We start from the raw sequence: 26,109 nt of genomic DNA, 5'->3' as shown, positions 1-26,109 counted from the left end.
AAATCCTCCTTACTTGGCGGCCATGCGCAAGGCACCGTCGAGACGGATCACCTCGCCATTGAGCATGCTGTTTTCAATAATATGCTTGACCAGCCCGGCATACTCGCTCGGTTTGCCCAAACGCGGCGGGAATGGCACGCCAGCGGCCAGGGAATCGCGGACTTCCTGGGTCATGCCGGCCATCATCGGCGTCTCGAAGATGCCGGGGGCGATCGTCATGACACGAATGCCGAAGCGCGCCAGCTCACGGGCCGCCGGCAAGGTCAGGCTGACAATCGCGCCCTTGGACGCCGAGTAAGCCGCCTGGCCGATCTGGCCGTCGTAAGCCGCGGCAGACGCGGTGTTGATGATCACGCCGCGCTCGCCATCGGCATCCGCTTCGGTCTCGGCAATCGCCGCGGCCGCAAGGCGCAGCATGTTGAAGCTGCCGATCAGGTTGACGTTGATCACCTGGCTGAAACTGGCCAGCGCATGCGGACCTGTCTTGCCGAGAATCTTCTCGCCACGCACGATGCCGGCGCAGTTCACCAGGCCATTGAGGCCACCAAAGGCCTTGACCGTCGCCTGCACGGCAGCTTCGGCCGCTGCTTCGTTGCTGATGTCCGCCACCACGCTTTGTGCACCAAGGCGCTGGGCCTGGGCTGCAACGGCTTCGGCGTTCATGTCCACCAGCATCACTTTGGCGCCAGCGGCGACCAGCACCTCGGCGGTGGCGGCACCGAGGCCGGAAGCGCCACCGGTGACGATAAAAATCTTGTTCTGGATCTGCATCATTATTTCCCTGGATTCAAGCTGGAAGGTTCTTCGCCGCGGCCTCTTGAGCCTTGGCGATTTCCTGGTTGCGCAAGATAAAGCGCTGCAATTTGCCGCTGGGGGTTTTCGGCAATTCGCTGACAAATTCGATTTCACGGGGATACGAGTGCGCCGCCAGACGCTTGCGCACGTGCTGGCGCAGCTCTTCGGCCAACTCGGAGGCGGCGCGGTATTGCGGGCTGAGCACGACGAACGCCTTGACCAGTTCGGTGCGCTCCGGATCTGGCTTGCCGACCACGGCGGCCTCGACCACGGCCGGGTGTTCGATCAGCGCACTTTCCACGTCGAAGGGACCTACCCGGTAGCCGGAGGTGGTGATCACGTCATCACTGCGACCGACGAAGCTGATGCTGCCGTCCGGGTTCCACTCCACGGTGTCGCCACTCAAGTAGTAGTTGCCGACAAAGGCCTTGGTCGGCCCGCCTTCGTAGCCGGCGAACCAGCACATCGGCGACTGGCTGCGGTCGATAGCCAGGATGCCCGGCTGCCCAACGCCGAGTTCCTTGTACTCGTCATCCAGCACCACAATGCGGTGGCCCGGCGAGGCAAAACCGGCGGCGCCCATGTGAATCGGGTGCTCCAGGCCGTGGTGGTTGCACAGCACCATGCCCAGTTCGGTCTGGCCGTAGTGGTCGTGGATGACCACGTCGAGGTTATCGGCGAACCATCGGATCACTTCCGGGTTCAGCGGCTCGCCGGCGCTGCTGACGATACGCAGCTTGCCCTTGATCGACCTGGCGAATTCATCGCCGCCGGCAATCAGCAAGCGGTAGGCCGTGGGCGAACCGGTGAGGTTGGTGATCCCGTATTTGTTGATCACCCGGCAGGTGCTTTCGAGGGTGAACGGGCCATCGTAAAAGGTGATCGGATGGCCCATGGACATTGGCCCCGTGACACCGAAATAAATGCCGTAGGCCCAGCCCGGGTCGGCGACGTTCCAGAAGGCGTCTTCCGGGCGCAGATCCACCGCATCGCGGGTGTAGCTCTGGAACGCTACGATGGCCTTGAGCGGCACCGACAGCGCTTTCGACGGGCCAGTGGTGCCCGAGGTGAACATCAGCAGGAACGGATCTTCACCGGTCAGCAGCACCGGTTCACAGGCGGCGGAATAGTTGGCCAGTTCGGCCCAGAAACTGAAATCGCCATGCACCAGGCCCTGCCCTTTGGCACCGGTGACAGTCACGATGGTCGGGCAATCGGCGACTTCGGCGAGTTTCGGCCGGTTCACTGCATCGGTCACCACCACTTTGGCGCCAGAGCTGCCCAGGCGGTGCTCGATGGCCTTGGGGCCGAATGCGGTAAACAGCGGTTGATACACTGCGCCGATGCGCCAGGTGGCGAACACTGTGATCAACAGTTCGATATTGCGGGGCAACAGGCCGGCGACCTTGTCGCCTTTCTTCACGCCCTGGGCCAGCAGGTAGTTGGCGAAACGCGCGGCCTTGTCCTGCAAGTCGGTGAAGGTGTACGAAGCACCAGCGCCATCACGTCCTTCCCAGAACAGCGCGATGCGACCCGGCAAGGCATGCCGGTCACAGCATTCGACACAGGCGTTGAGGGCCGTCAGATCGCCCGCGAGCGCGGCATCGACGGTGTGCTGATAATTGAACTGAGAAGTAGCAGACAAGTAATCGCGCATTGCCAGAATCCCACTGTGTTTTTTATTAGGTTGGGGGGAACCGTAATCAACAGGGAAATACTCGCTCTGCGCGGGTTACCGGGCAATGGTCAAAGCTATCAAGTTGTCTGACTGCTTTGGCCAAAGCCCGCTGGGCATCAGGAGGTGAAGCGCACCCCGGGCCTGGCGCGTTCGTCCACGATCAGTTCGAACACATCCGGCCGCGCGTAGTGGCCGACCACGTCATAGTCGTAGCGGGCGCGCACCAGGTCGTCGGTGTCGATTTGCGCTGTGAGCAACCCGGCACTTTCAAGCAACGGTCCGGCGAGGATGTCGCCCATGGGACCTACGATCACACTGCCACCGGCAATCAACGGTCGATCCGCCGGCCAGTTGGCGATGTCCAGGCTCAGGGCCTGGGGCGATGCCTGGACCTGGCAGGCGCTGACCACGAAACAGCGCCCCTCATGGGCAATGTGGCGCATGCTGACTTGCCACATCTCCCGTTCGTCCACGGTCGGCGCGCACCATACCTCCACGCCTTTGGCGTACATCGCCGTGCGCAGCAGCGGCATCATGTTTTCCCAGCACACCAGCGCACCGACACGCCCGACCTGGCTGTCGATCACCGGCAAGGTCGAGCCATCGCCCTTGCCCCAGATCAGCCGTTCGGTGCCGGTGGGCATCAGTTTGCGGTGTTTGGCCACCAGCCCGGCCTGCGGATCGAAGTACAGCGCGGTGCAGTACAAGGTGCTGCCGGCGCGCTCGATCACACCGATCACCAGATTGGCCCCGGTGCGTGCGGACAGTGCCGCCAACGCCTCGGTTTCCGCACCGGGTACGTCGATGGCATTGGCAAAATAGTGGGCAAAGGCTTCGCGCCCTTGCGGCAGGCGATAACCCAATTGCGTACCAAAGCCCTCGCCTTTGGGATAACCGCCCAGCAGCGCTTCCGGCATCACCACCAACCCGGCGCCGGATTCGATGATTGCGTTTTCATAGGACAGGATCTGTTCCAGGGTTTCAGCCTTGCCGCCGGGCAAGGCGCCGATCTGCAGGGCTGCGACAATTGATTTGGGCATCTTGGAAACTCCATTCGCATCAGGTGTTGCTCATTCTCCGGCGTCAGGCAATCATCAATAAAGACCGATTCACTGCTGAATGATATGAACCAAATGAATATCACCGACGTCGACCTCAACCTGCTCAAAGTCTTCGAAGCGCTGCACGAAGAGTCCAGCGCCAGCCGTGCCGCGCTGCGCCTGGGCGTGACGCAATCGGCCGTCAGCGCGGCCTTGCGTCGCTTGCGCGAGCTGTATGGCGATCAGCTGTTCGTGCGCACCGGACGCGGCCTGGCCCCCTCGCTCAAGGCCAATCAGCTCAAACCAGTGGTCAGCGATGCCCTGAACAAATGCCGGCAGAGCCTGGCGATGGTCGATCCGGCTGCGCAACAGTACGAAGGTCGCTCGGTCACGGTCGGCATGTCGGATGATTTCGAGATTGCCTACGGCCGGCGGCTGATCGAAGAGATCGCCCGTTGCGCGCCGAAACTGCGGCTGATTTTCCGCCAGACCCACAGCCAGATCGTCGCCCAGGCGTTGATGGAGCGCAGTATCGACCTGGCGATTGCCGCGGGCGGGTTTGCCGAGCGGCTGCTCAGCCGTCAGGTGCTGGGGGAAGGTGGCTATCTGTGCCTGGTGGACCCGTCGAGCCTGGTCGAGGGCCAGCAAAGCATCGGTCTCGAGGAGTTTGTGGCCCGCGAACACATTCTGGTGTCGTCCGGCGGTTTTATCGGGATTACCGATGAGGGCTTGGCAGCGCTGGGGCTGAGCCGGAGGGTGTGCGCCTCGACCACGCATTTTGCCGCGTTACCGCACTTGCTAAAAGGCAGTCGGGCGGTGGCGACCATTCCGGCCCATGCCGCCCAAAGCATCGCAACGCTCAGCGGGCTGGCGCTGCTGCCCTGCCCCCTGGCGTTGCCGCGCTACCCGATCGAACTGGGCTGGCGGACCAGCACCCAGCTCGACCCGGTGCTCTTGAAAGTGCGCGAGGCAATCGTCGCGAGTTTCGCCTGACAGCCGTTGTTACTTGTTGGCCGCCATCAGGCGATTGACTTCACTGCGCACCATGTTGGCGTATTCCGGCGGCGACATGCCGTCCAGTTCGGCGCGCACCCATTCGGCCCATTTGCCTTTGCGCTTGGCCCGTTCGCCGAACAACCGCGCAGCCTCACCCTTGGCCTTGCCCAGGTTGTTTTGCCAGAGTTCGAACAGACGGGATTTCTCGTCTTCAAGCGCTGCGCGCTCGGCGAGGGGTTTGTCGGCCAGATTGAAGCTCATGGGAATTTCCTGCTGCGTAAAATAGGCGACATCTTACACTGTAGGACGAAAGGTCCTGCGCCGGTTTTTCAGCAAGATGGCCTCCCCGGGCAAAATAGCTGCAACTTTTCCGACGACGGCAGACTCCATTGTTCACTGTCCACGTACCTGCAAGGAGTACTTCAATGGCCCGCAAAACCGCCGTGCAAGCCGCCGAAGATCAAATCAAGGATCAAGCCTTCAGCGAACTTCAAACGCTGATCGAAGAATCGGAAAAGCTGCTGAAAAGCAGCGCCTCGCTGGTCGGGGAAGAAGCAGAGACCCTTCGTGGACAAATCGCCCTGAAACTCCGGCAGGCAGGGGATTCGGTGAGCAGCGTGCGCGACCGCACCCGGCCCGCGGTCGAGGCCACTGAAACCTATATCGGCGGGCATCCATGGCAAACCGTGGCGATTTCCGCCGGGTTCGGCCTGGTGGTGGGGTTGCTGCTGGGTCGTCGCTAAGCACGCGATCTGTCAGCCATGAATCCCCCCTGTGGGAGCGAGCTTGCTCCGGGCGGCGTTCCGACGATGGCGGCAGTCCAGTCAACATCTACGTTGAACAGGCTGACGTCATCGCGAGCAAGCTCGCTCCCACAGGGGGTTGCGCAAAACTTTTCCTTTAGAGACCCGCCAGCTCCCGCAAGTTCGCCAGCGTCCGGGCATCCAGCTCAATGCCGTTGGCCAGCGACCTGGCGCGCTGATGATGACGCCGGTCACCCGGCAAGCGCTTCAGGCCGACACCGTGCATTTGCCGCACCAGTTCCTGGCTGCGCTCGGCAAAACTTTGCCCCGCCGCCTTGTCCGGATCGATCACGATAAGCAACTGGCCAGTCCAGGGGGTCTTGGCACCAGGGTGGTTCTTCCAGTCGAACTCGAAGGAAAAATTGCCGCCGGTCAGTGCCGCCGCGAGCAACTCGACCATCATCGACAACGCCGAGCCCTTGTGCCCGCCGAAAGGCAGCAACGCGCCGCCCTCGAGAATCGCCTTCGGGTCCGTGGTCGGCTGGCCGAGACTGTCCACGCCCATCCCTTCCGGCAAGCGTTCACCTTCGCGGGCGGCAATTTGCACATCGCCATGGGCAATGGCGCTGGTGGCCAGGTCGAAGACAATCGGCCCGCCCTCGGCCCGCGGTGCAGCGAAGGCAATCGGGTTGGTGCCGAACAGTGGCCGGTCGGCCCCGTGGGGCACCACGCAGGTCATGCTGTTGACCACGCTCAATGCCACAAGACCCTCTTCAGCGAAGGGTTCGACATCCGGCCACAAAGCCGCGAAATGGTGCGAGTTACGGATCGCCAGCACCGCGATGCCGGCACTTCGGGCCTTCTGTACCAGTAACTCGCGTGCCGCCGCCAGGGCCGGCTGCGCAAAACCGTTATTGGCGTCGACTCGCACAAACCCTGAAGCCACATCTTCGACCAGCGGAACGGCCTGGCCATTGACCCAGCCGCTTTGTAGCGTCGAAACATAACCAGGAATGCGGAATACCCCGTGACTGTGCGCGCCGTCGCGCTCGGCACAGGCGCAGTTTTGTGCCAGCACCCGGGCAACCTCGACCGACGTGCCGTGACGCAGAAAAATCTTCTCCAGCAAAGCGCTCAGCGCTTCGAGTGACAGGTGTGACGGGACCGCGGTAGAGGCGTGATCGTGTGGCGCAGACATCTGAAGCTCCAGACTAATTATTGGAGGGGGCAACAGCGTACAAAGACCCGCCGATTAACAACGCGCGGCGTGCGAACTGTCAACCTTTCGCTCAGGGTCGATGAGGTCTATCCCTGTCACAAACGCCCGCGACCCGTGCGTTATCTATTTACCACCCGCGTCAACGCACCGGCTTTTAGTCTCGATGCTCAATCCACAGGCGCCATTGAGTGGCACCTAGAACGAGACTCGACGATGTCTACACCAGTAACTCCGCTGTTTTTCCCCGAGGCGCTGATGTCGCGCGGTCTCTGGAGAGAACTTGGCCAAACCCACGGACTGACGCGAAGGGACTTCGAATGGTTCAGCCATATCGAACTGGCCACCCAGGCACTGCGCGACGAGCAGACGCCGCCCATGCTGGCGAAGAGAATCCTGCTGAAAATCCCTGGACTGGAACCCGTGGCGCTGGCCGGCAGTTTTTTGCTGACTGCGACGCCCGATGACAATGGCGTGATTCTCTACACCCCGTACGCGGGAATAAAAAAGTTCGCCGACCGTACGGCCCTGACCGAACAGCTGGTGACGCAACTCAAAGCGGCCGGTGAAGACGACGACCTGCTGGCCTTCATGGCGCTGTCTCAACGCAAGGCCGTGGTGGGCGCCACCGACATCGAACTGGACTTTCAAACCATCGACGGGGACGTGTTCGAAGACCAGCGCAGCACCCTCTCCACCCAGCAGCAACTTAACGACCAGGCCCTGCTCGACGAATTGAAAGCGCTGCCGTCCCTGACCTCTCTGCTCGACACATTGCTGAGTCAACGTCTGGCGGCGTCGTTTCCCGGTCTAGATCAGAGCCGGACCCAAGTGAACTTCTACCTGGCTACAACGCCAGAAAATGCGGGCGTAAGCCATCCGGCGCGACGCTGGGTCAACACCCTTTCCCTGAGTGACGCGGTACTCCTGCACTATCGCCATCAGCGTTGGCCATCCGGGCAGTCCCATGAATTTTCCCATCCGGGAAAGTCCCCGGCAAAAGCCGACCAGCCACTCTGGGAAACAGCCGTCACGACAATCTCGCGCCAACTGATCGGCCTGCTGATCGGGCAGCTCGAAGGTTTCTGGGCTGCGGCGAGCACCGAAGGTGCATCGCGTCGCCAGTTCTTCGGCCAGGCCATCGCCGACCAGGCGAGGGTACAACTGCTGCTCAAGCGCGAAGCCGGGATCATCACCCCTGAGCAAAGCCAGGACTTGCACGCGTTGATCTCGACGGCCAGCCGGACGAACAAAGCTATGACGGTCGAAACCGTGCGTCTGTGGGAGTACCAGGCCAACTATGTAGAGTTGGCCGGCTCACTGATGGTCAGCGCCGGCAATGCGTTTCTCTACACGCCCACCGCAGGCCTGCAGGTGCTCGAGAACTATCAGGACTTTTGCGATACGGTGCTGAGCAAGTTCAGTGCGGCCGGTCATGAGGATGAACTCTATGGTCTGCTGAGCCTGGATGAACGCCAGCGTTTCATTGGTTTTGACCGGCCGAATGTGACCGGGGAAGTGATTGGCGGCGCGATCTTCCCCAAGCTCTTCGACGGGATCATCAGCAAGCAACGGCAGAACATGGAATATGCCCTGCAGGTGTTCCGTCACAGTGACGGCAACGTGGACATCCACGCCCTGTTCGACAAGGCGCTGGATATCCGCTCGATGATCAGCGAGCGACTGCTGACGCTGGATGCCGGCGGACGCTGGAGCACACGCCCCGTGTTATCCGGCAATCAGCATCCCTCCACCGTGCTGGCCGATACAGCGGCAGCTTTCGTCAAAACCTTCTGCGACATCGAAACACTGATCAACGCGGATTTTGCAGCACAACCGGTTGCGTCTCTGGCCTTGCAACGGGTCTATCTGGAAAACATGAAACCCCGCCTGGCCCATGCACTTGCCGTTGGCCTGCGTGGCGAGGCCAGCCTGCGGGTGCTTGGTGCAACATTGCGGGATGCGGATCGGGCCATTGTCGAAACAGTCTTCAACCCGGACCAGCCCGACCGGCAAAACCGCCTGTCACTCAAGGGTTTCCGTCCCGATGCCTACTCGTTGACGCTGGAGCGCTCCGGCCAGCAGGATGTCCTGCCCCTGGCCCATTGTCTGCTCGTGACCGAGCGTGGCGGACTCGATCCCTCGCATTCCGGCCGGACGATCCTGTGGACGCCCGCCGAGGGCCTGGAAGTCTTTGACACCATCAGTCGTGCACGGCTGGAACTGAACCGCCGCCTGCTCGAGCCGCAGCAACGCCTGGCGCTGCTGGAAAACCTGACCCCGGCCCAGCGCGTCTTTCACCAACGATACTCACTGGGACCGTTGCGGCTGATTGAAGGGTCTGTGTTGGAACGGGTCGCGCAATCGTCCATCGAGCACTTTTTGGCTCGCTGCGAACACGTACGTACTTTCGACCTGAGCGACACGAAGCAGAAAAAAGCCCTTGAAGACCTGACCACAACGGTCCTCAACACCAACCTGGGAAGAGCCACGTCGATTGCCCGGGCGATCAGCCAGCAGCAGTCCCTGCCCGCCTGGCTGGGAATGGCTCCGCTGCAAGAGCAGCGACTGCACCTTGAACTGCTGGAGCAATACCGCCACAGCGTTGTTGAGGACAAAGACTATTTACACGGGACCAAACCCCTCAAGTCGTATGTGCAGGAAACACTGAAATCGTTGCTCGCCAGCCGCTTCCCCGCAACAGCGCTGGACCCTGACAATATCGAAATCACCCCGGACCTGGCCCTGGTCGGCCCCGCCCGGAGCCTCACCGAGTTCGCCTTGCAGCACATCAACATTGCGCAAGGCACAGGGTTCAAGGTCGGGTCGGCAACCACTCAAACGCTGCCCCGAAATCTGGATCAGGCGGCTGTCCGCCAACTGTTGCGATCACTGGACATTGCGCAGAACTACGCCAAACAGGTCACGGACAGCTTGTCGAATCAAGCGGCCGACGTCGAAAGCAAGATGTTGCGCTTCGTCAAGCAACTGCCCTGGCAACTGCTGCAACACGCGCACGAACTGAAACTGCAGCAACGACTTTCCGACAGCGCTTTCGATTTGCTTCGGCAAGTATTCGACATGCCGGACGCCATCGCCCGGGCGACCGTAGAAGGTGCTCACGCCATTGCCCGACCATTGGAACTGATCAAGACAACCGGTGCCGCCGCCGTCAAGGCACTGGGCCTGTACCTGATTGGCCCAGGCGCGGGCAAGGCAGGCCCGCAAATCCTCTATGCCCCTTACCACCCGGGTGGTTCACCCTTCGTTGAGTTCAACAATGAGGCCAGCGTTGTTTCGGCACTCAACACACCGGGGCCATTGCAGGACATGTTGATACGTCGCCTGCCGGACAGTGAGCAAACGGTGTTTCGCAACCTGTTGGAGTCCACCGTCGGCCAGTCAAGCGAAATCACCCTTGCGTCCAACCCCATCGGCGGCAACCTGCTCACCCATTTGTTCCATGACAACACCCAACTGTTGGTGAAGATGCTCGCCAGCCAGTCACACGCTAGCGGTCAGTCGGACTGGGAGGCCGTTAAACACCTGTTCGGCGCCGGCATCGAGCGCATTTCAAGCCTGCTGCCGGGCAAACTCGCGTACGTGCAGTTTCTTTGGAAGGCCTACAAGGATGCCCTCAATTCGGCCGAAGCCTTGCAGGACCATCATTGGATGACCGCGTTGCGCGAGTTTATTGCCGGGACGGCGCAAATCCTGTCATTGGGCCGGCTGTCACTTGAAGGATGGGGCGAAAGCGCCCAGGAAACCGGCGAAGCCGTTGCTCCACCGGCTGTCACCCCCGTGATCGCTCAACCCTGGTCGAAGATTCGGTCGACAGCAGCAATGCGCACCCGGCTGCAACCGTTCGAAACCACGGTTGAACTCAAGGACCTGGCGAAAAACAGCACTGACGGCACCTATGTGGACGCGGGCAGCAAGAAAACCTACGCCGCCATTGCCGGAAAGGTGTACGGCGTGAACAAGACCGGAGCGGTCTGGAGAACGATCAAAGGCAAGGAAGAAGGCCCCGTGTTAACGATTACTCCTGACAAGCAATTGGTCATCGACCCGGATTTCCACACCGTTCACTTCGGCAAAGTCGTCTCGAAAATGCACAATCAGTATGCCAACGCCTATGTTGCGCGGGCGGTCCTGAACATCGAGGCCCGGGGGATGGACGAAATCCGGGCAAAGCATCCCGCTAAAGCCTGCATGATCGTGCAGGCCATCGACATGGCTCGTTATTATGCGTTCAACAGCCTGCACAATCTGGTGCAACTCAGGAAACTCGTCCCGGGCACACGGCTCGATACCTTCCTCAAACAGTTCTTTGATGTTGGTCAGGTCGACAAATCACTGCTCGAAAAAATCAAACAGGCCATCGTCCCCGTCTGCAACGCGCTGGTCGATCCCGATGAAGACTGGATGAACTCGCAACGCTTTATCGTGGGTTCAAGTCGGGACCCGAAGGACAACCTCATCGCGTTTGTCGTGGACAAGGATCTACAGCGCAATGTGCATTTCACGGAAAAATTCTTCAATCAACAACTCGACTGGTACAAATCCAGCCTGACACAGCCCTTCGATGTCGACGGCCACAGCCAGGCCGCGACCCTGATACACGAATTCGCTCATTTGTTTTCCGGGGCCGTTGACATTGCATACCTTGAGGCCAGGCTGCCGTTCAGCGATCTGGTAGCGTCGGTCACCGGCTATGGCGCGGCAAAGAAACAGTCTCAGCTGGATTTCCAGCGAGAAGCCTTATCGATGAAAACGCCGGAAGCGGAACTGTTCGCACGCTGGAACAGTGGCCTGCAATCCTGGATCAGCCTGGATTCGATTCCGGATTCTTATCACATTGGCAAGACCATTTTGCGGCTGACGGGCAGCCAGACCATGGATAAGGCACGGGAAGCTTTTTTAAACAGGCAGGAATCGAAGTTCCGAACCGATGTCATTTTGCACAATGCCGACTCGATCGCCTTTTTGATCTGCGAAATGGGCCGGCAACTGGACCCGGTGCCGGTCACTCCGACCACTGAAACCTGACCGCGGCGTAACAACGCGCAGATCCCCGGGTCTGCGCAGCACAACGGTGTTTGACTTGATGTTTTTTTCACGCACCCTATGGATACTGTTTATTCGACAACAGATGTTCCAAAGGCGATGCGTTGAAAAAAAACAACACATTGATGGTTAAATGCCATGACTGATGTTCTCGCAGACTTCCCCCAAGGTTAGAATGCAGGAAATCAGGAAGGGCCAATGACCGACCACACACTTTCGGAAGCCGAATTCGACGCTATCACCGATGCTGCCGCGCATTGGTGCATGCGTCTGCACGCCAGTGACTGCACCGAGCAAGAGCGCCAGGCGTTCGAGCAATGGCGTGATGCACATCCGCTCCATGCCTTCGAGTACGAAGCGATGCTGGAGATCTGGGATGTCGCCGGCGAGTTGCCTCGTCCCGAACCCGTCGTGCCGCTGGTTCGCCGCCAACCCGAAACCCCGTGGCGCCGCCTGGCCATTGCCGCGGCGGTATGTGCCCTGGCACTGCCTTTGGCCGGTTATGGCGGCTGGCACCTGGGCTGGGTACCGAACGCGTACCAGCATTTCGAAGCGACCGACAATGTGCGTACCGTCACGTTGAAAGACGGCAGCCAGGTGGAGCTGAACCTGGGCAGCGAGCTGACGTACAGCAACTACAAGGATCAGCGGCAAGTCACGCTGGATAAAGGCGAAGCCTTCTTCAGGGTCAGCCATGACACCCGCCACCCCTTCGTGGTCAAGGCCGCCGAAGGCCGGATTCGCGTGACCGGCACCCAATTCAACGTCTGGATGTATGAAGACCAGGTCAAGGTCAACCTGATCGAAGGTTCGGTACTGGTCAGCAGCAACGCCGACCTGCAAGGCGACGGTTTGCGCCTTGGCCCGGCGATGCAGGCCAGTTATCGCCGCGGCGACTTCATTCCCCGCATCAGCCAGACCTATGACAATGACAGCTCGCTGGCTTGGCGCCAGGGCAAGCTGGTGCTCGACGATCTGGCCTTGAGCGATGCGCTGCCCTTGATCAATCGCTACCTGGATAAACCGTTGATGGTGGCTGACCACAGCACCGGCTCGATCCATATCGGCGGCATCTACAACATCAAAGAGATCAACGGCCTGGTAAAGTCCTTGCCGCGGGTCCTGCCGGTCTACCTGACCCGTAACCAGAACGGCAATCTGGTGGTCAACGCGATTCCACAAATCTCCCCGAAAAGCTGAAAAGGCCGCCACCCTTGCGGAGGCGGCCTTCAGCGTTCATGCAAAACTCCACTACCTTACTGCGCGGCCACTTTGGCATCCTGCCGGCGGATCGTCTGCACCTGATAGTCCGGATCGGACAGGATCTGTTGCTCGGTGAAAGGCAGCACGCTCCATTGCTTCCTGGAAAAGGCCTGCGTCTGGTCCCGTGAATACTTCGAGGCCGGGTCGCTGGACAACGAGAATGCCAGCAGCCCTTTGGCCTGCGGTCCGTTTTCGTCAAAGGTCACCACTTGCAGGTAGCTCGTGCCGCTGACCACTTCGCGCTTGCCATCGCTGCGCGGTACGCTCTGGATCGCGTTATAGACCCCCAACGTTCCCGGCCCGCCGTGGATCGGTGTCTGTTGTCCGCCGCTGCTGACCACCTGGATATCGCCCCAGCGACTGTCCGGCTTGAGTCCTGCCGCCTTGACCTGTTCAGCCGAAGCCAGCATCGCTGCCCGTAGCGCCTTCGCCACCTGCGGGTGATCGACTGCCAGGCCCCGTGGGGTATGTTGCGGATCCCGCGGATCGAATGCCACACGCCATACGTCCGGCACCGACTCCAACGCCTCCATGACATTCTGGAAGTGCACAAAGCCCAGACCGCTGCCCAGGTTGGCGTTGCGGTCCCAGGCCTTGAGGCTGGCGCACAGTGGCGCGAGCGTTTTGACATCGGTACCGAGATCCGCCGCGCAGAATTGCAGCAGGTCCGGCATCACTAGGCTGGCTTGATAAACCCGATCGTCCATGACCATGTGTTGCAAGTCCGCTGCCTCGACCTTGCCGGCCTGGGCCTGCGCGCTCAAACGGTCCAGGGCAAAGCGCGAGCGCAGCCCCAGTGGCTGACTGTCCTGGCTGATCAACGGCGAATAGCCGGTCAGCGGTTGCGCCGGGTTGGCCATCCATGCCGAGTCGTTGGAGTGCTGGACAAAGTCCTTGCGTAGCAATTGCGGCAACTTGTCCGCAGCATAGATACCCTGTTGTGCAGCCTGCGGGTCGATGTCCCAGGCACAGGCGCTGTTGGAGCCGTCGAGAATGATCATCTGCAAGCCAACGCGCGGATCGCTGCATTGCGCCAGCTTGTCGACACTGACGTTGGGCACCACCGAGAGGTTCATGTACAGCGTCTGCCCCTGATCGTCCGCTGCCAGCGTATTGACCCACGGAATGCCCTGGATCTCGTGCACGGAAGCCTGGAAATCCTTGAGGTTTTCAGCGCGGTTCATCGCGTACCACTGCTGCAGAACCCGGTCGTTATCCAGATTGGCGTCGCGCAGGCTGTAGGCGTATTGATGATCCCAATCCAGTTTTCCCGGCCATTGCACCACCGGACCGAATTTCGAGCTGTAGACCTCGTGGGAAATTGCCCGGACCTGCCCGTCCGCCTGCCTGACGTTGACGGTCACGGTCTGCTTGTCCATCGGCAAGGACTGGCCGTCGAGCAGGTAACGAGTCGAATCCTTGGGATCGAGCTGCAGGCGATACAGCGTGAAATGCCTGGACGAATCCACGGTGTGGGTCCAGGCCAGATGTTGATTGAAACCGATGTTGATCACCGGCAGGCCGGGCAACGCCGCGCCCATCACGTCCAGTTTGCCGGGAATGGTCAGGTGCATCTGATAAAAACGCATGCCGCCCACCCACGGAAAGTGCGGATTGGCCAGCAACATGCCGCGTCCGTTGAAGGAACGCTCGCTGCCGACCGCGACGGCGTTGCTGCCACGGTCCAGGGCAAAACGCTGCATCCGCGTAGCAGCCACCTGGAACGCCGCCTGTGCGCTCGACGCCCGGGCCACGGCCTGGGGCGGCGTGGCAGCGGCCAGGGCTTCGGCAAACTGGCCGACGCCACCTTCGACCAACAGGCGCCGGGTCAGCTTGACCAGATCCGACGTGGTAATGTCGCGCACCCAATCTCCCTGGCACTGCGGCGGCAATCCCTGGACGCGACGCTCGCTCAAGGAGCGGTTGTACCCCGCCACATAGCCTTCGACCAACTCACGCACTGGCGGGGTCTGGGCCTGCCAGAAACCGGCGACGGCTTGCGGAGTGTTCAGCCAGGTGAAAAATACATCGCTGGCCAGGTTCTCGCGCTCTTCGACGGTGAACTGATCCGGCCCGAAGTACCGCGAACGTTCACCGTTGACCGTAGTGATTTCGTTGGCCAACAGGCACAGGTTGTCCTGGGCGTAGGCATAGCCGATGCCGTAGCCGAGCCCGCGCTCGTTGTCGGCGCGGATGTGCGGCACGCCGAAACCGGTGCGGCGGATCTCGGCGCTCGTTTGCGCAGGCGTATCACTCGCACTCGTCGCAAGGCTCAGCCCCAGGCTCAACCCCAGAGTCACACCCACCAGGCTCAACCTGGTTAACTGGCTGGAAATAATCACGCTCGCTCCTGATCGAAAAAACGATGGTCACGGCTGCGCATACCCACGCGCACCGGGCCTCCCTGTAGGGACGAAGCTCACTACAAAAATTTTAGAGATTACTGCGCAACGCCCAATGCGTCTGACAGGTTGATCACGCGATGGCGACAAAATTTCTACATTCGAGCCTTCATGATTCGGGCTGCTCATACGTCTAATGCTGTAAGAGCGCCCATTTTTTCCTGATCAGGCTCTGAAAGGAGTTTTGCAATGTACAACTCGCAACTGCCAACGGACGGTAGCAACGCGCCAAAGGGTACTTCCATGGGAGTCGGCGTATTCGAGCCGCGTACCGATCGCCACGGCAACGAGCGGATCAGGGTCCTGCTCAAAAGCTTTGGCCTTCGAACCAGTCTGATCCGCCTGAAAGTCATCGATGCCCTGCTGACGGCCGCCGAAAACGACCGCAGCCTTGGTGTGCGTGGCGTGCACAGCCAATTGCTGGACCTGGATATTCCCCTGTCCTTTCTCAGCGTGCGTGAAGTGCTGAAGCGCTTGTGCAGCGAAGGCGTGATTGTCCTCAACCCCGACAAGAGCTACAGCCTGCATCCCCAGGCTGCTGCCATTTTGCGTAACCGATGATCGAATGATCAGACTTTGACCTTGCGGCGCATCACGCCATTGATGACCACCACGACCACCGCCACGCCAATGGCGATGTACTGGAACAGTTTTTCGCTGATGACGCCGGTGTTCTGCAACCAGGAAAGGCCAAACATGATCCCCAGCACCACCAGGGAGATCAGAATCGAGTATTTCAAACGTTGCGACTGAGTCATTGCGGGTTCCTGAATCTGAAAATGTATCCGGTTTGTATCGACGCGCATGCCAAGCGCTTACCCTGTTTCGGGGATAAGCGGCTACAAGCGGGGCCTCATGTTACAGCCGATGAAGAGTTTTGGCTTCATTGCGGCGATAACCATGAGGACTTTCAAATGTTGTGTCGAATCACATTGCTGATTCCCCTGCTGGCCATCCTGACCCTGAGCGGATGCATTGTTTTCCCCCACGGGGGCGGGCATCACGATCACTATGCCAACCATGGCGGACCAGGTTACTACCCACATCGTTAACAGTGGCTCAACGGCCTGAATCCTTTCGGTAAAAGTCATTGCCCGGCTGGGCGCACAGTTCCACCAACCAATCGACGAACACACGCACCCGCCGGGATAACTGGCGGTGCGGCGGATAAAGCGCCGTCATCGGCATGCCCGGTGGCGGCACTTCCCTCAGCACTTCACACAAACGCCCCTCCTCCAGTTGCCGGATTTCTACACCACCGGCACCGACGCCCGCGAAGCCACGGCCACCCTGCATCGCGCGCTGGAACTGGGCGTCAACCTGCTCGATACCGCCGATATGTATGGCCCGCACACCAATGAAGAGCTGATCGGCAAGGCCATTGCCGGCAAGCGCGATCAGGTGTTCCTGGCCAGCAAGTTCGGGATCGTCCGCGATCCGGCCAACCCCACCGCCCGTGGCGTCAACGGTCGGCCGCAATACATTCGCCAGTCCATCGACGGCACGTTGAAGCGTTTGGGCGTGGACACCCTCGACCTGTATTACCAACACCGAATCGACCCGCAGGTGGCCATCGAAGAAACCGTCGGCGCCATGGCCGAACTGGTCAGTGCCGGCAAGGTGCGTTATCTGGGCTTGAGCGAGGCCTCGGCGGCGACCCTGGAACGAGCGCACAAGGTTCATCCGATCAGTGTGTTGCAAAGCGAGTACTCACTGTGGAGCCGCGATCAGGAAGAAAACGGTTGCCTGGCCGCCTGCCAACGCCTGGGCGTCGCCTTTGTGCCTTATAGCCCATTGGGCCGAGGGTTTCTGACCGGCGCGTTGAAAAGTCCGGATGATTTCGTGGCCGACGATTACCGTCGTTTCAGCCCGCGATTTCAGGGCGAAAACTTCGCGAAAAACCTGCTGCTGGTGCAACAGGTACAAGCGCTGGCGGCAGAAAAAGGCGTGACGGCGGGCCAACTGGCGCTGGCGTGGGTGCTGGCCCAGGGTGATTACCTGATTCCGATTCCGGGCACCAAGCAACGTAAATACCTGGAAGAAAACGTGGCCGCTCTGGAGGTGACGCTGAGCGCCGAAGAACTGCACGCGCTGGAAGCGGTCTTTGCGGCGAATGCCACCGCTGGCCTGCGTTATCCGGAAGAAGTCATGAAGCTGCTCGACCGCTAAGGGTCGCCGGCCCGCTCAATGAACCGGGCGGGCCGGGCAACAGGGCGTCAGGCTTCGTCCGAGAGAACAGTGCCCGGCCTCACCATGGGGCCGTTGCTTTTGCCATAAGTTTCCAGGTTTTGCAGCACGTAGATCGCTTTCTTGAACTCGGGAACCAAGTAATTGGCGTACTTGTTACCCTTCAGATTGTTGTTCTGGATGTTCTCCAGTTGCGTCGCGAAATATTCCAGTGCATTGAACTTCGCATCAGGGTCCTTGATGCCAAACCGGTCGAACTTGTCACCGGCATTGCTCAGCGTGACCGCCGTCACATCACTGATCAGGCCGCGTTCTTTCAGTAAGACACTGAGACTGCCCATGGATTTGACTGAAATATTAGTGGGATCAAAACCCTTCATCTGCTTGCGCAATTTCATCTTGTCCATCTTGACTGTATCCAGTTCAACTGGATTGTTGCCCACCAGGTCAAGCATCTGCCTGACCTTGACGCTCTGGGGAACAGGCTTTGATCTGCTGGCGGTATCTCGAACCAACAAGCCCGCCTTCGGGGTCCAGGCGCCGGTATAACCGATAGTCATTGAAAACTCCTTCTTTTTGATCAAGTTAGAAGGTCAGAAGTATCGGCCGGAGCACTAACGCCACCAAACTTTAATTCAGCGCTTTAACAATTTTCGTACAATTAAGATACATGCTGTAAAACTTCATGTTTATTGGACTTCGGAAGATTGATGAATAGTCTTTCAGACTTTTCGTACAGGGCGGATAGTTGGTTTATATCAACACCAATACTTACCCTCCACATTTCAAGCTGACAATTTTGTAATGTCCCCCTCATCTCCCTGACAGCGTTGATCTACCATCATTGAATGGCCTATCTTGTAGCAACTGGAAACACTCCTTGAATGCCTGACCCATAAAAATGGTCAGAATGCGTTTTTTTGCCCGTTAGCCGAGACGAATCCCATGCGAAACCCTCTGCGTCTGATCGCCCTGAGCGCCCTGTTCATGTCTTCCCTGGTCCAGGCCGCCGACCTCATTCCGATCGAGGTTCATCGCGACGCCAATTGTGGTTGCTGCAAAAAATGGATCACCCACCTGGAGGCCAATGGCTTCAAGGTCGATGACCACGTAGAAGCCAGCATGAGCGAATTCAAGCAACAGCACGGCGTGCCGCCACGCCTGGCGTCGTGCCACACCGCATTGATCAATGGCAAATTCGTTGAAGGCCATGTCCCGGCCGATCAGGTCCTGGCCTTGAGCAAACGCGACGATCTGCTGGGCGTCGCGGCCCCCGGCATGCCCATGGGTTCGCCCGGCATGGAAATGGACGGCATGAGCGATGCCTATCAGGTCATCGGCCTGAAAAAGGACGGCACTGACGTGGTGGTTGCGGACTACCCCGCCCATTGATGTCCGGCGCGTACTTCGGATTGTTTTTCGCGGCATTCGGTGCCGCCACGCTGCTGCCGTTGCAATCCGAAGCCGTGCTGGTCGGACTGCTGCTCAGCGATCGCTATTGGCTCTGGGCACTGCTGGCGGTGGCAACGTTCGGCAACGTTCTGGGCTCGCTAATCAACTGGTGGCTGGGGCGCGGGATCGAGCGGTTCCGCGACCGACGCTGGTTTCCGGTGAGCCCCCGGCATCTGGAAAAGGCCCGGCTTCATTACCAACGCTACGGCCATTGGTCATTGCTGCTCAGTTGGCTGCCGGTGATCGGCGATCCGCTGACGCTGGTCGCCGGGGTAATGCGCGAGCCGCTGGGGCGCTTCCTGCTGATCGTCACCCTGGCCAAAGGCGCCCGCTACAGCGTGCTGGCGTTGGCGACTTTGGGCTGGATGGGTTGAACCTTCAAGGGCGGCGATTGCCTGTGATTAATGCCGCCCTAATCGTGTCGATCCAATATAGGCGGATTCCCATGGAGCTCTCCGATGTCGCGCCCCTTCTCCCGCTGGTTACCCAGCCTGTTACTGACCGCCGTCCTGCCCGTCATCGCCCACGCCGAAGGGCCGCAATACGGCCCCGAGTTGCAAGGTTTCGACTACCCCTACACGCTCAAGCACTTTGCCTTTGATTCCCAGGGCCAATCCCTGCAAATGGGTTACATGGACGTCGCCGCCCACGGCAAGGCCAATGGCCGCAGCGTGGTGCTGATGCACGGCAAGAATTTCTGCGGCGCCACCTGGGACACCTCGATCAAAGCCCTCAGCGACGCCGGCTATCGGGTCATCGCCCCGGACCAGATCGGCTTCTGCACCTCCAGTAAGCCGGCGCACTATCAGTACAGCTTCCAGCAACTGGCGACGAATACCCAGCAATTGCTCAAGGCGCTGGGCATCCAGAAAGCCACCCTGCTGGGGCATTCCACCGGCGGCATGCTCGCCACTCGCTACGCCTTGCAATACCCCGAACAGGTCGAGCAACTGGCGCTGGTCAACCCCATCGGCCTGGAAGACTGGAAAGCCCTCGGTGTGCCCTATCGCACGGTTGATCAATGGTACGAGCGCGAACTCAAACTCAGTGCCGAGGGTATCCGCAACTACGAACGCACCACCTATTACGGCGGTCGCTGGAAGCCGGAGTTCGATCGTTGGGTCGACATGCTCGCCGGTCTGAACAAAGGCCCGGGACATACGCAAGTCGCGTGGAACTCGGCACTGATCTACGACATGATCTTCACGCAACCGGTGTTTTACGAATTCCAGAACCTGAAGATGCCGACCCTGCTGTTGATCGGAACATCCGACACCACCGCCATCGGCAGTGACATCGCCCCTCCCGAGGTCAAGGCGAAGATCGGGCACTACGACGTCCTCGGCAAACAGATAGCCGGGCTGATTCCCCAGTCCACGCTGGTCGAATTCCCTGGCATGGGCCACGCGCCGCAGATGGAAGAACCGGCCCGATTCCACCAGGCCCTGCTCGCCTGGCTGAGCAAGACCAACCCCGTGCATTGAAGAGGAAAGGCTGATGCCTGTGCAGATTGCAGTGATCGATGATTGGCAGGATGTGGCGCGCAATGTAGTGGACTGGTCGGCACTGGACAGCGTCGGTGAGGTAAGTTTTCTCCATGACTACCCCACCGATACCTCATCCCTGGCCGAGCGCCTGGCCGGGTTCGAGGTGATCTGCGTGATGCGCGAGCGCACCCGCTTCGATGAAGACCTGCTGAGGCGCTTGCCCAAGCTCAAGCTGCTGGTGACCGGCGGTATGCGCAACGCGGCCCTGGACCTGAAAACCGCTGCCGCGCTGGGTATTCAGGTCAGCGGTACCGACAGCTACAAACACGCCGCACCGGAACTGACCTGGGCGCTGATCATGGCCGCGACCCGCAACCTGGTGGTCGAGGCCAATGCCCTGCGCGCCGGCCAATGGCAACAAGGCCTGGGTGGCGACTTGCATGGCAAGACACTGGCCATCCTCGGTCTGGGCAGCATCGGCCAGCGAGTCGCGCAGTTCGGTCAGGTGTTCGGCATGCGCGTCATCGCCTGGAGTGAAAACCTCACCGCCGAACGCGCGGCACAGGTCGGTGTGACCCGTGTCAGCAAACAGGAGCTGTTCGAACAGGCCGACGTGCTGTCGGTGCACCTGGTGCTCAGCGAGCGCAGTCGCGGTCTGGTGGACGCACAAGCCCTTGGCTGGATGAAGCCCTCGGCGCTGCTGGTGAACACCGCGCGTGGCCCCATTGTCGATGAAGCGGCGCTGATCAAGGCGCTGCAGAAACAACGGCTGGCCGGTGCCGCCCTGGACGTCTTCGAGCAGGAACCGCTGCCCGCCCACCATCCGTTCCGGACCCTGGACAATGTACTGGCGACGCCCCATGTCGGGTACGTGAGCCAACAGAACTACCGGCTGTTTTTCTTGCAAATGATCGAGGACATTCAGGCCTGGTCGGCGGGTGCTCCGATTCGTTTGCTGGGTTGATACCGCGTCATCGTTCATCGCGAACAGGCTCGGTCCCACAGGGCTACATCGGCGAACGCAGTAATTGTGCCCGGCACAAATCCTCTGTGGGAGCAAGCTTGCTTGCGATAGCGGAGGCTCAGTCGCCATCAACGTCGAATCACACTCCGCATCGCGAGCAAGCTCGCTCCCACAGGGTTACATCGGAGGACGCAGCAATTTTGTCCGGCACAAATCCTCTGTGGGAGCAAGCTTGCTTGCGATAGCGGAGGCTCAGTCGCCATCAACGTCGAATGACACTCCGCATCGCGAGCAAGCTCGCTCCCACAGGGTTACATCGGCGAACGCAGTAATTGTGCCCGGCACAAATCCTCTGTGGGAGCAAGCTTGCTTGCGATAGCGGAGGCTCAGTCGCCATCAACGTCGAATGACACTCCGCATCGCGAGCAAGCTCGCTCCCACAGGGTTACATCGGAGGACGCAGCAATTTTGCCCGGCACAAATCCTCTGTGGGAGCAAGCTCGCTTGCGATAGCGGAGGCTCAGTCGCCATCAACGTCGAATGGCACTCCGCATCGCGAGCAAGCTCGCTCCCACAGAGCTACATTGGCGAACACAGTAATTGTGCCCGGCACAATTCCTCTGTGGGAGCGAGCTTGCTCGCGATAGCGGTGTATCAGTCGATGTCAATGTCGAATGACACTCCGCATCACGAGCAAGTTCGCTCCCACAGGGACTCTTTGGCGCACACAACGCTGCACAAGGCACAAAAACCATGCATCCGCCCCGATATGAGTTTTCCTTGAAAACACCATCAGGGCGTAACGAATAATTGTTCATGCTGCGGTGTTCTCGTCACATCAACCTTGCACTGCGTCTGGCGGGACGCGTCCTGATCTGAACCCATGAAGCTCTGGAGCAAAGCCCATGAATATTCGTTTTGCTGTTCTGACGCCCCCTCTGTTGCTGGCCGTTGCGTTGTCCGGTTCCCTCGCCCTGGCCAACGGCGGTGGCGGGGACGACGACGCGCCCATCAGACCCAACTGCCCGAAAGGTCAGGTGTTCGACAGCAAATCGAAACGTTGCGTCCGGCAGACCAGTAGCCTGGTGCCAGACGAAGACCGTACCAACTATGCCTATCGACTGGCCAAGGACGGGCGTTATGAAGAAGCCCTGGCCCTGCTCGACACGCTGAAACAGCCAAATACCGCAAAAGCGTTGAACTATCGCGGCTACGCCACGCGTAAACTGGGACGTACCGACGAAGGCATCGGCTATTACCTGCAATCGGTGAAACTAGACCCGCAATATGCGCAGGTCCGCGAATACCTCGGCGAAGCCTATGTAGTCAAAGGCCGGCTGGATCTTGCACAGGAGCAACTGCGGCAGATCGAATCCATCTGTGGCAGTACCCAGTGCGAGGAGTACCAGGACCTGGCCGAAGCCATCAACGGTTCATCGAAAACCTGACAACCCGAGCGGACGGAGGTCGCCATCGCCAGCGATCAGGCAATACGAACGGAACTGAACCAGCATCTGGCGCGTTTATGGCGCTACGGACTGCTGCTGTCCCGGCAACGGCATGTCGCCGATGACCTGGTGCAAGCCACTTGCCTGCGGGCGCTGGAACGGGCCGGGCAATACGTGCAGGGAACGCGCATGGACCACTGGCTGCTGAGCATTCTGCATTCGATCTGGCTCAACGAGGTCCGCGCCCGGCGGGTGCGCCAGGGGCAGGGCCAGGTAGACGCTGATCAGGCCTTGTCGTTCGATGGAGAATCCGTGGCGCAAACCCACGTGTTGGCAGCGCAGGTCATCCGCCGCGTCGATGCCTTGCCCGAGGCCCAGCGCGAAACGGTGTTTCTCGCCTATGTCGAAGGCTTGTCCTACCGCGAAGTCGCCGAGGTGCTGCAAGTGCCCATCGGCACCGTCATGAGTCGCCTGGCCGCCGCTCGGGCGAAACTGGCCGAATATCCACCGTTGCACACGGTGCCCACCCCTAACCGAGGAGAACATTGATGAACGCGATACCCTCGGACGAACAACTGGTGGCTTACCTCGACAACCAACTCGATGCCGAGCAGCGCTCGCGCATCGACGCGGCCATCAGCGCCGACCCGATGCTCGGCCTGCGCCTGCAATGGCTGGATCGCAGCAGCCTGCCGTTCAAGGACGCCTACGATGAACTGACCCGACAGGCGCCGGTCGATCGCCTGCAAACCATGCTCGCCACAATGCCCTCACCCGCCCGCCCCGGGCTCAATCGACGCTGGTTCCTGGCCGCCGCGGCCGGGCTGTTGGCCGGCGGCGTGCTGGCGGACCGTTTGTTCCTCGGCTGGCAAGCGAGCCAACAGTCACATAGCTGGCGCGGCCTGGTGGCCGATTACATGGCGCTCTATGTGCCGGAAACCCTGGATCACCTGCCCGGCGATGAAGCTGCCCAACGGGCACAACTGCGCACGATCGATGCGCGTCTGGGCCTCAACCTCGCGCCGGCAAAACTGAGCCTGCCCCGTGCCGAGTTCAGGCGCGCGCAAATACTCGAGTACGACGGTGCACCCATCGCCCAGATCACCTACCTCGATCCGGCCCACGGCCCCATGGCGCTGTGTGTTACCCGCTCCAACAGCGGCAGCCGCCATTTCGCCCGGGAACAGCGGCGCGAGCTGAACATCGTGTATTGGGCTGACATGGAACACGCCTGGATGCTGATCGGGCATCAGCCGATGGCGGACCTGGAGGAGATGGCGAAACTGCTGCGTAGTCGCCTGAGCACCTGAGAATCCTTGGCACAACGCAGGCGCTGCGGCAGCGCCTGCGAAGCGCGTCAGGCTGAAGCCGGCAACCACAAACGAAACCGTGCCCCGCCCAGCGGCGAGGCTTCCACCGTCAACGTGCCGCCCTGGGCTTCCAGTGCTCGGCGGCTGATCGCCAGTCCCAGTCCGAAACCACCCGTGGCGCGGTCGCGGCTGCGGTCGAGGCGGTAGAACGGTTCGAAGATCCGTTCGCGTTCGTCATCCGGAATGCCGATGCCATCATCGTCGACCCAGATTTCACAGCCACTGGCATAGACCTGCACACCGATCTGAATACGCTTCTCGCAATAGCGCATGGCGTTGCGCAGCAGGTTTTGCAGGGCTCGGGCGGTCAGGCGCGGGTCCAGGCTGAAGCGTTCGAGCTGGCCGTGGAGCAACACGTCGATGACGATTTGCGGAGATTCCATTTCTTCGTCGACGCTGCCGAGAATGCTGTCGATGAATTCATCCATCGACACTTCGACCTGCTCCGGCAGCCGCGCCGGGTTTTGCAGGCGGCTGTAGGACAGCAGCTCCAGCACCAATTCATCGAGTTCCCGAATGTGCGCCACCAGGCTTTGCAAGCGCTCGCGGCTGGCCGCCGGCAAGTCGTCGGACAGGGCCAGCGCCAGGCCGAAATCCAGGCGCGTCAGCGGCGTGCGCAACTCGTGGGACACCGCATTGAGCAAGTCTCGCTGTTGGTTGAGCAGGTTCTCGATGTCGCCGGCCATGGTGTCGAACACACTGGCCAGGCTGCCGATGTTGGAACTCGGGGGAATTTGCGTGCGCTCGCCCAAGTGGCCCTTGCCAAAGCGTTCGGCGGCGCCCTTGAGGCGCTCCAGATCACGCCAGTGCGGGCGCAGCCACAACAACAGGCACGCGAGCATGGTCGCGCCGATCAGGACGTTGATGCTCCAGTACAACAGATTGACGTCCAGCGGATCCGGTGGCACGACCATTTGCACCACGGTGCGCTCATTCAGCGGCGCGACCGCCAGCGTGCGCCAGCCCCAGTCGCCCACGCGCACGACGTTCTCGCCGCGGCGCAAGCGCTGCTGTTCATCGGGCGTCAGGCTGCTGTCGTCATTGCTACTGAGCACGATGTGCAGAGGAGAGAAGTCCTTGTCCATTTCAGCGGCCAGGGTCGGCCACTGTTCGGCCGGGACCCCATGGAACTGTTTGACGATCAGCGTTTGCAGCCCTCGCGAGTAATCGAGGTTGTAGGTGACAAAGCGTTCCTGGAACACCTTGACCACCAGATCCGGCACCAGATAGATCGCCGCGCTGAACGAGACGATGGTCACCAGGTACAAACGAAAGAGGATTCTGAACATCGGCTCAGCATTCCCACTCGGATCGGCTGAACAGGTAACCCTTGCCCCACACGGTCTTGATCTTGCGCGCCTCGCCGGCGTGGTCGTCGAACTTGCGTCGCAGCTTGGAAATCGCCACGTCCACCGAACGGTCGGTGCCATTGAATTCGATGCCGCGCAAGCGTTGCAGGATCTGGTCGCGACTTAACACCTCTCCGGCATGCCGGGCCAGCACCACCAGCAGGTTGTACTCGCCGCTGGACAATTCCACCAATTGCCCGCGCCAGGTGACGGTGCGCTCGGACAAGTCGATGCACAGGTTGCCCATCAGAATGCGGTCGTTGGCAGTCTGCGGCTCGCTGAGGCTGCTGCGGCGCAACAAGGTCCGCACCCGGGCCAGCAGCACCCGCGGCTCGCAGGGTTTGGTGACGTAGTCGTCGGCCCCCATTTCCAGGCCCAGGACCTGGTCGTGGCTGTCGTCGCGGGCGGTGAGCATCAGGATCGGCAGGGTCGCCGAATCGGCGCGCAGCAGGCGACAGACTTGCAAGCCGTCGAGGCCGGGCAGCATCAGGTCGAGGATCACCAGGTCCGGCGGATTGAGCCGCGCACGTTCGCGCACATGGTCACCGCGACCGATCACGCTGACGGAATAACCGTTGCGTTCCAGGTAACTGGCAATCAGTTCGGCGAGGGCGGTGTCGTCTTCGACCAGGAGGATGTTGGGCATGGGGTG

The 26,109-nt window shown here is 60.4% G+C and carries 22 protein-coding genes and 2 pseudogenes; 13 read left to right on the top strand and 11 right to left on the bottom strand.

What is annotated here, in order from left to right; all coding sequences use genetic code 11:
* Positions 1-9: 9 nt before the first annotated feature.
* From J4D25_RS00450 to J4D25_RS00440, 3 genes are all read right to left on the bottom strand, one after another.
* Positions 10-771 (bottom strand): SDR family NAD(P)-dependent oxidoreductase, encoded by a 762-nt coding sequence (locus tag J4D25_RS00450; RefSeq protein WP_057714714.1) that lies wholly within the window; start codon positions 769-771, stop codon positions 10-12.
* 16 nt (positions 772-787) lie between these two features.
* Positions 788-2,452: an AMP-binding protein gene (locus tag J4D25_RS00445; protein WP_057714713.1), complete on the bottom strand. Its 1,665-nt coding sequence runs from the start codon at positions 2,450-2,452 to the stop codon at positions 788-790.
* A 137-nt stretch (positions 2,453-2,589) separates the two neighbouring features.
* Positions 2,590-3,513 carry a carbon-nitrogen hydrolase family protein gene (locus tag J4D25_RS00440; protein ID WP_057714712.1) on the bottom strand — a complete coding sequence of 308 codons (924 nt, stop codon included), beginning with the start codon at positions 3,511-3,513 and terminating at the stop codon, positions 2,590-2,592.
* 84 nt (positions 3,514-3,597) lie between these two features.
* On the opposite strand from J4D25_RS00440, the gene J4D25_RS00435 reads away from it, so the two are divergent.
* A complete protein-coding gene (locus tag J4D25_RS00435; RefSeq protein WP_057714711.1) occupies positions 3,598-4,506 on the top strand; it encodes a LysR family transcriptional regulator in 909 nt (302 codons plus the stop codon).
* Positions 4,507-4,515: 9 nt separating this feature from the next.
* On the opposite strand, the gene J4D25_RS00430 is transcribed toward J4D25_RS00435, so the two are convergent.
* Complete coding sequence (locus J4D25_RS00430) at positions 4,516-4,770, bottom strand: hypothetical protein (protein WP_007970091.1); 255 nt, start codon at positions 4,768-4,770, stop codon at positions 4,516-4,518.
* Between the two features lie 164 nt (positions 4,771-4,934).
* Between J4D25_RS00430 and J4D25_RS00425 the strand changes: the two genes are divergently transcribed.
* Positions 4,935-5,252, top strand: a complete 318-nt coding sequence (locus tag J4D25_RS00425; RefSeq protein ID WP_057714710.1) for a YqjD family protein — start codon at positions 4,935-4,937, stop codon at positions 5,250-5,252.
* A 157-nt stretch (positions 5,253-5,409) separates the two neighbouring features.
* On the opposite strand, the gene J4D25_RS00420 is transcribed toward J4D25_RS00425, so the two are convergent.
* Positions 5,410-6,450, bottom strand: a complete 1,041-nt coding sequence (locus J4D25_RS00420; protein ID WP_057714709.1) for an Ldh family oxidoreductase — start codon at positions 6,448-6,450, stop codon at positions 5,410-5,412.
* Between the two features lie 234 nt (positions 6,451-6,684).
* Between J4D25_RS00420 and J4D25_RS00415 the strand changes: the two genes are divergently transcribed.
* Together J4D25_RS00415 and J4D25_RS00410 are read left to right on the top strand one after the other, a co-directional pair.
* Positions 6,685-11,517, top strand: a complete 4,833-nt coding sequence (locus J4D25_RS00415; RefSeq protein ID WP_057714708.1) for a dermonecrotic toxin domain-containing protein — start codon at positions 6,685-6,687, stop codon at positions 11,515-11,517.
* 216 nt (positions 11,518-11,733) lie between these two features.
* A complete protein-coding gene (locus J4D25_RS00410; RefSeq protein WP_057714707.1) occupies positions 11,734-12,735 on the top strand; it encodes a FecR family protein in 1,002 nt (333 codons plus the stop codon).
* 56 nt (positions 12,736-12,791) lie between these two features.
* On the opposite strand, the gene J4D25_RS00405 is transcribed toward J4D25_RS00410, so the two are convergent.
* Positions 12,792-15,140 carry an acylase gene (locus tag J4D25_RS00405; protein ID WP_057714706.1) on the bottom strand — a complete coding sequence of 783 codons (2,349 nt, stop codon included), beginning with the start codon at positions 15,138-15,140 and terminating at the stop codon, positions 12,792-12,794.
* Positions 15,141-15,389: 249 nt separating this feature from the next.
* Between J4D25_RS00405 and J4D25_RS00400 the strand changes: the two genes are divergently transcribed.
* Complete coding sequence (locus J4D25_RS00400; RefSeq protein ID WP_057714705.1) at positions 15,390-15,761, top strand: hypothetical protein; 372 nt, start codon at positions 15,390-15,392, stop codon at positions 15,759-15,761.
* 8 nt (positions 15,762-15,769) lie between these two features.
* Here J4D25_RS00400 and J4D25_RS00395 read toward each other — a convergent pair whose 3' ends face one another.
* On the bottom strand, positions 15,770-15,958 hold the full coding sequence (locus tag J4D25_RS00395) for a hypothetical protein (protein WP_057714704.1): 189 nt from the start codon (positions 15,956-15,958) through the stop codon (positions 15,770-15,772).
* 301 nt (positions 15,959-16,259) lie between these two features.
* A pseudogene (locus tag J4D25_RS00390) lies at positions 16,260-16,445 on the bottom strand (LysR family transcriptional regulator); the annotation flags it as partial.
* On the opposite strand from J4D25_RS00390, the pseudogene J4D25_RS00385 reads away from it, so the two are divergent.
* A pseudogene (locus tag J4D25_RS00385) lies at positions 16,440-17,369 on the top strand (aldo/keto reductase); the annotation flags it as partial. The pseudogenes J4D25_RS00390 and J4D25_RS00385 overlap by 6 nt on opposite strands.
* Positions 17,370-17,416: 47 nt before the next feature.
* Here the strand turns inward: J4D25_RS00385 and J4D25_RS00380 are convergent.
* On the bottom strand, positions 17,417-17,947 hold the full coding sequence (locus J4D25_RS00380; protein ID WP_057714702.1) for a hypothetical protein: 531 nt from the start codon (positions 17,945-17,947) through the stop codon (positions 17,417-17,419).
* Positions 17,948-18,332: 385 nt separating this feature from the next.
* Between J4D25_RS00380 and J4D25_RS00375 the strand changes: the two genes are divergently transcribed.
* The 7 genes from J4D25_RS00375 (at position 18,333) to J4D25_RS00345 (ending at position 24,048) form a co-directional block, all read left to right on the top strand.
* Positions 18,333-18,779 (top strand): DUF411 domain-containing protein, encoded by a 447-nt coding sequence (locus tag J4D25_RS00375; RefSeq protein ID WP_057714701.1) that lies wholly within the window; start codon positions 18,333-18,335, stop codon positions 18,777-18,779.
* A complete protein-coding gene (locus J4D25_RS00370; protein WP_057714700.1) occupies positions 18,779-19,213 on the top strand; it encodes a YqaA family protein in 435 nt (144 codons plus the stop codon). Before J4D25_RS00375 ends, J4D25_RS00370 begins: the two co-directional genes overlap by 1 nt.
* Positions 19,214-19,297: 84 nt before the next feature.
* A complete protein-coding gene (locus tag J4D25_RS00365; RefSeq protein WP_057714699.1) occupies positions 19,298-20,323 on the top strand; it encodes an alpha/beta fold hydrolase in 1,026 nt (341 codons plus the stop codon).
* 13 nt (positions 20,324-20,336) lie between these two features.
* Positions 20,337-21,290 (top strand): D-2-hydroxyacid dehydrogenase family protein, encoded by a 954-nt coding sequence (locus J4D25_RS00360; RefSeq protein WP_057714698.1) that lies wholly within the window; start codon positions 20,337-20,339, stop codon positions 21,288-21,290.
* A 905-nt stretch (positions 21,291-22,195) separates the two neighbouring features.
* Entirely contained in the window at positions 22,196-22,738 is a 543-nt protein-coding gene (locus J4D25_RS00355) for a tetratricopeptide repeat protein (RefSeq protein ID WP_057714697.1), read from the top strand.
* Positions 22,739-22,804: 66 nt separating this feature from the next.
* A complete protein-coding gene (locus J4D25_RS00350; RefSeq protein ID WP_371318492.1) occupies positions 22,805-23,287 on the top strand; it encodes an RNA polymerase sigma factor in 483 nt (160 codons plus the stop codon).
* Positions 23,287-24,048: a hypothetical protein gene (locus J4D25_RS00345; RefSeq protein ID WP_057714695.1), complete on the top strand. Its 762-nt coding sequence runs from the start codon at positions 23,287-23,289 to the stop codon at positions 24,046-24,048. The genes J4D25_RS00350 and J4D25_RS00345 overlap by 1 nt, the downstream gene beginning before the upstream one ends.
* Before the next feature lie 47 nt (positions 24,049-24,095).
* Here J4D25_RS00345 and J4D25_RS00340 read toward each other — a convergent pair whose 3' ends face one another.
* Positions 24,096-25,397, bottom strand: coding sequence for an ATP-binding protein (locus tag J4D25_RS00340; RefSeq protein WP_057714694.1), 1,302 nt, complete (start codon positions 25,395-25,397; stop codon positions 24,096-24,098).
* A 4-nt stretch (positions 25,398-25,401) separates the two neighbouring features.
* Positions 25,402-26,103 (bottom strand): response regulator transcription factor, encoded by a 702-nt coding sequence (locus tag J4D25_RS00335; protein ID WP_057714693.1) that lies wholly within the window; start codon positions 26,101-26,103, stop codon positions 25,402-25,404.
* Positions 26,104-26,109: the final 6 nt, after the last annotated feature.

The organism is Pseudomonas sp. GW456-L13 (genome assembly GCF_017350115.1).
GTDB lineage: Bacteria > Pseudomonadota > Gammaproteobacteria > Pseudomonadales > Pseudomonadaceae > Aquipseudomonas > Aquipseudomonas jessenii.
The sequence above is the reverse complement of the archived record's forward strand: the minus strand, read 5'-3'. Positions and strand labels throughout refer to the sequence as shown.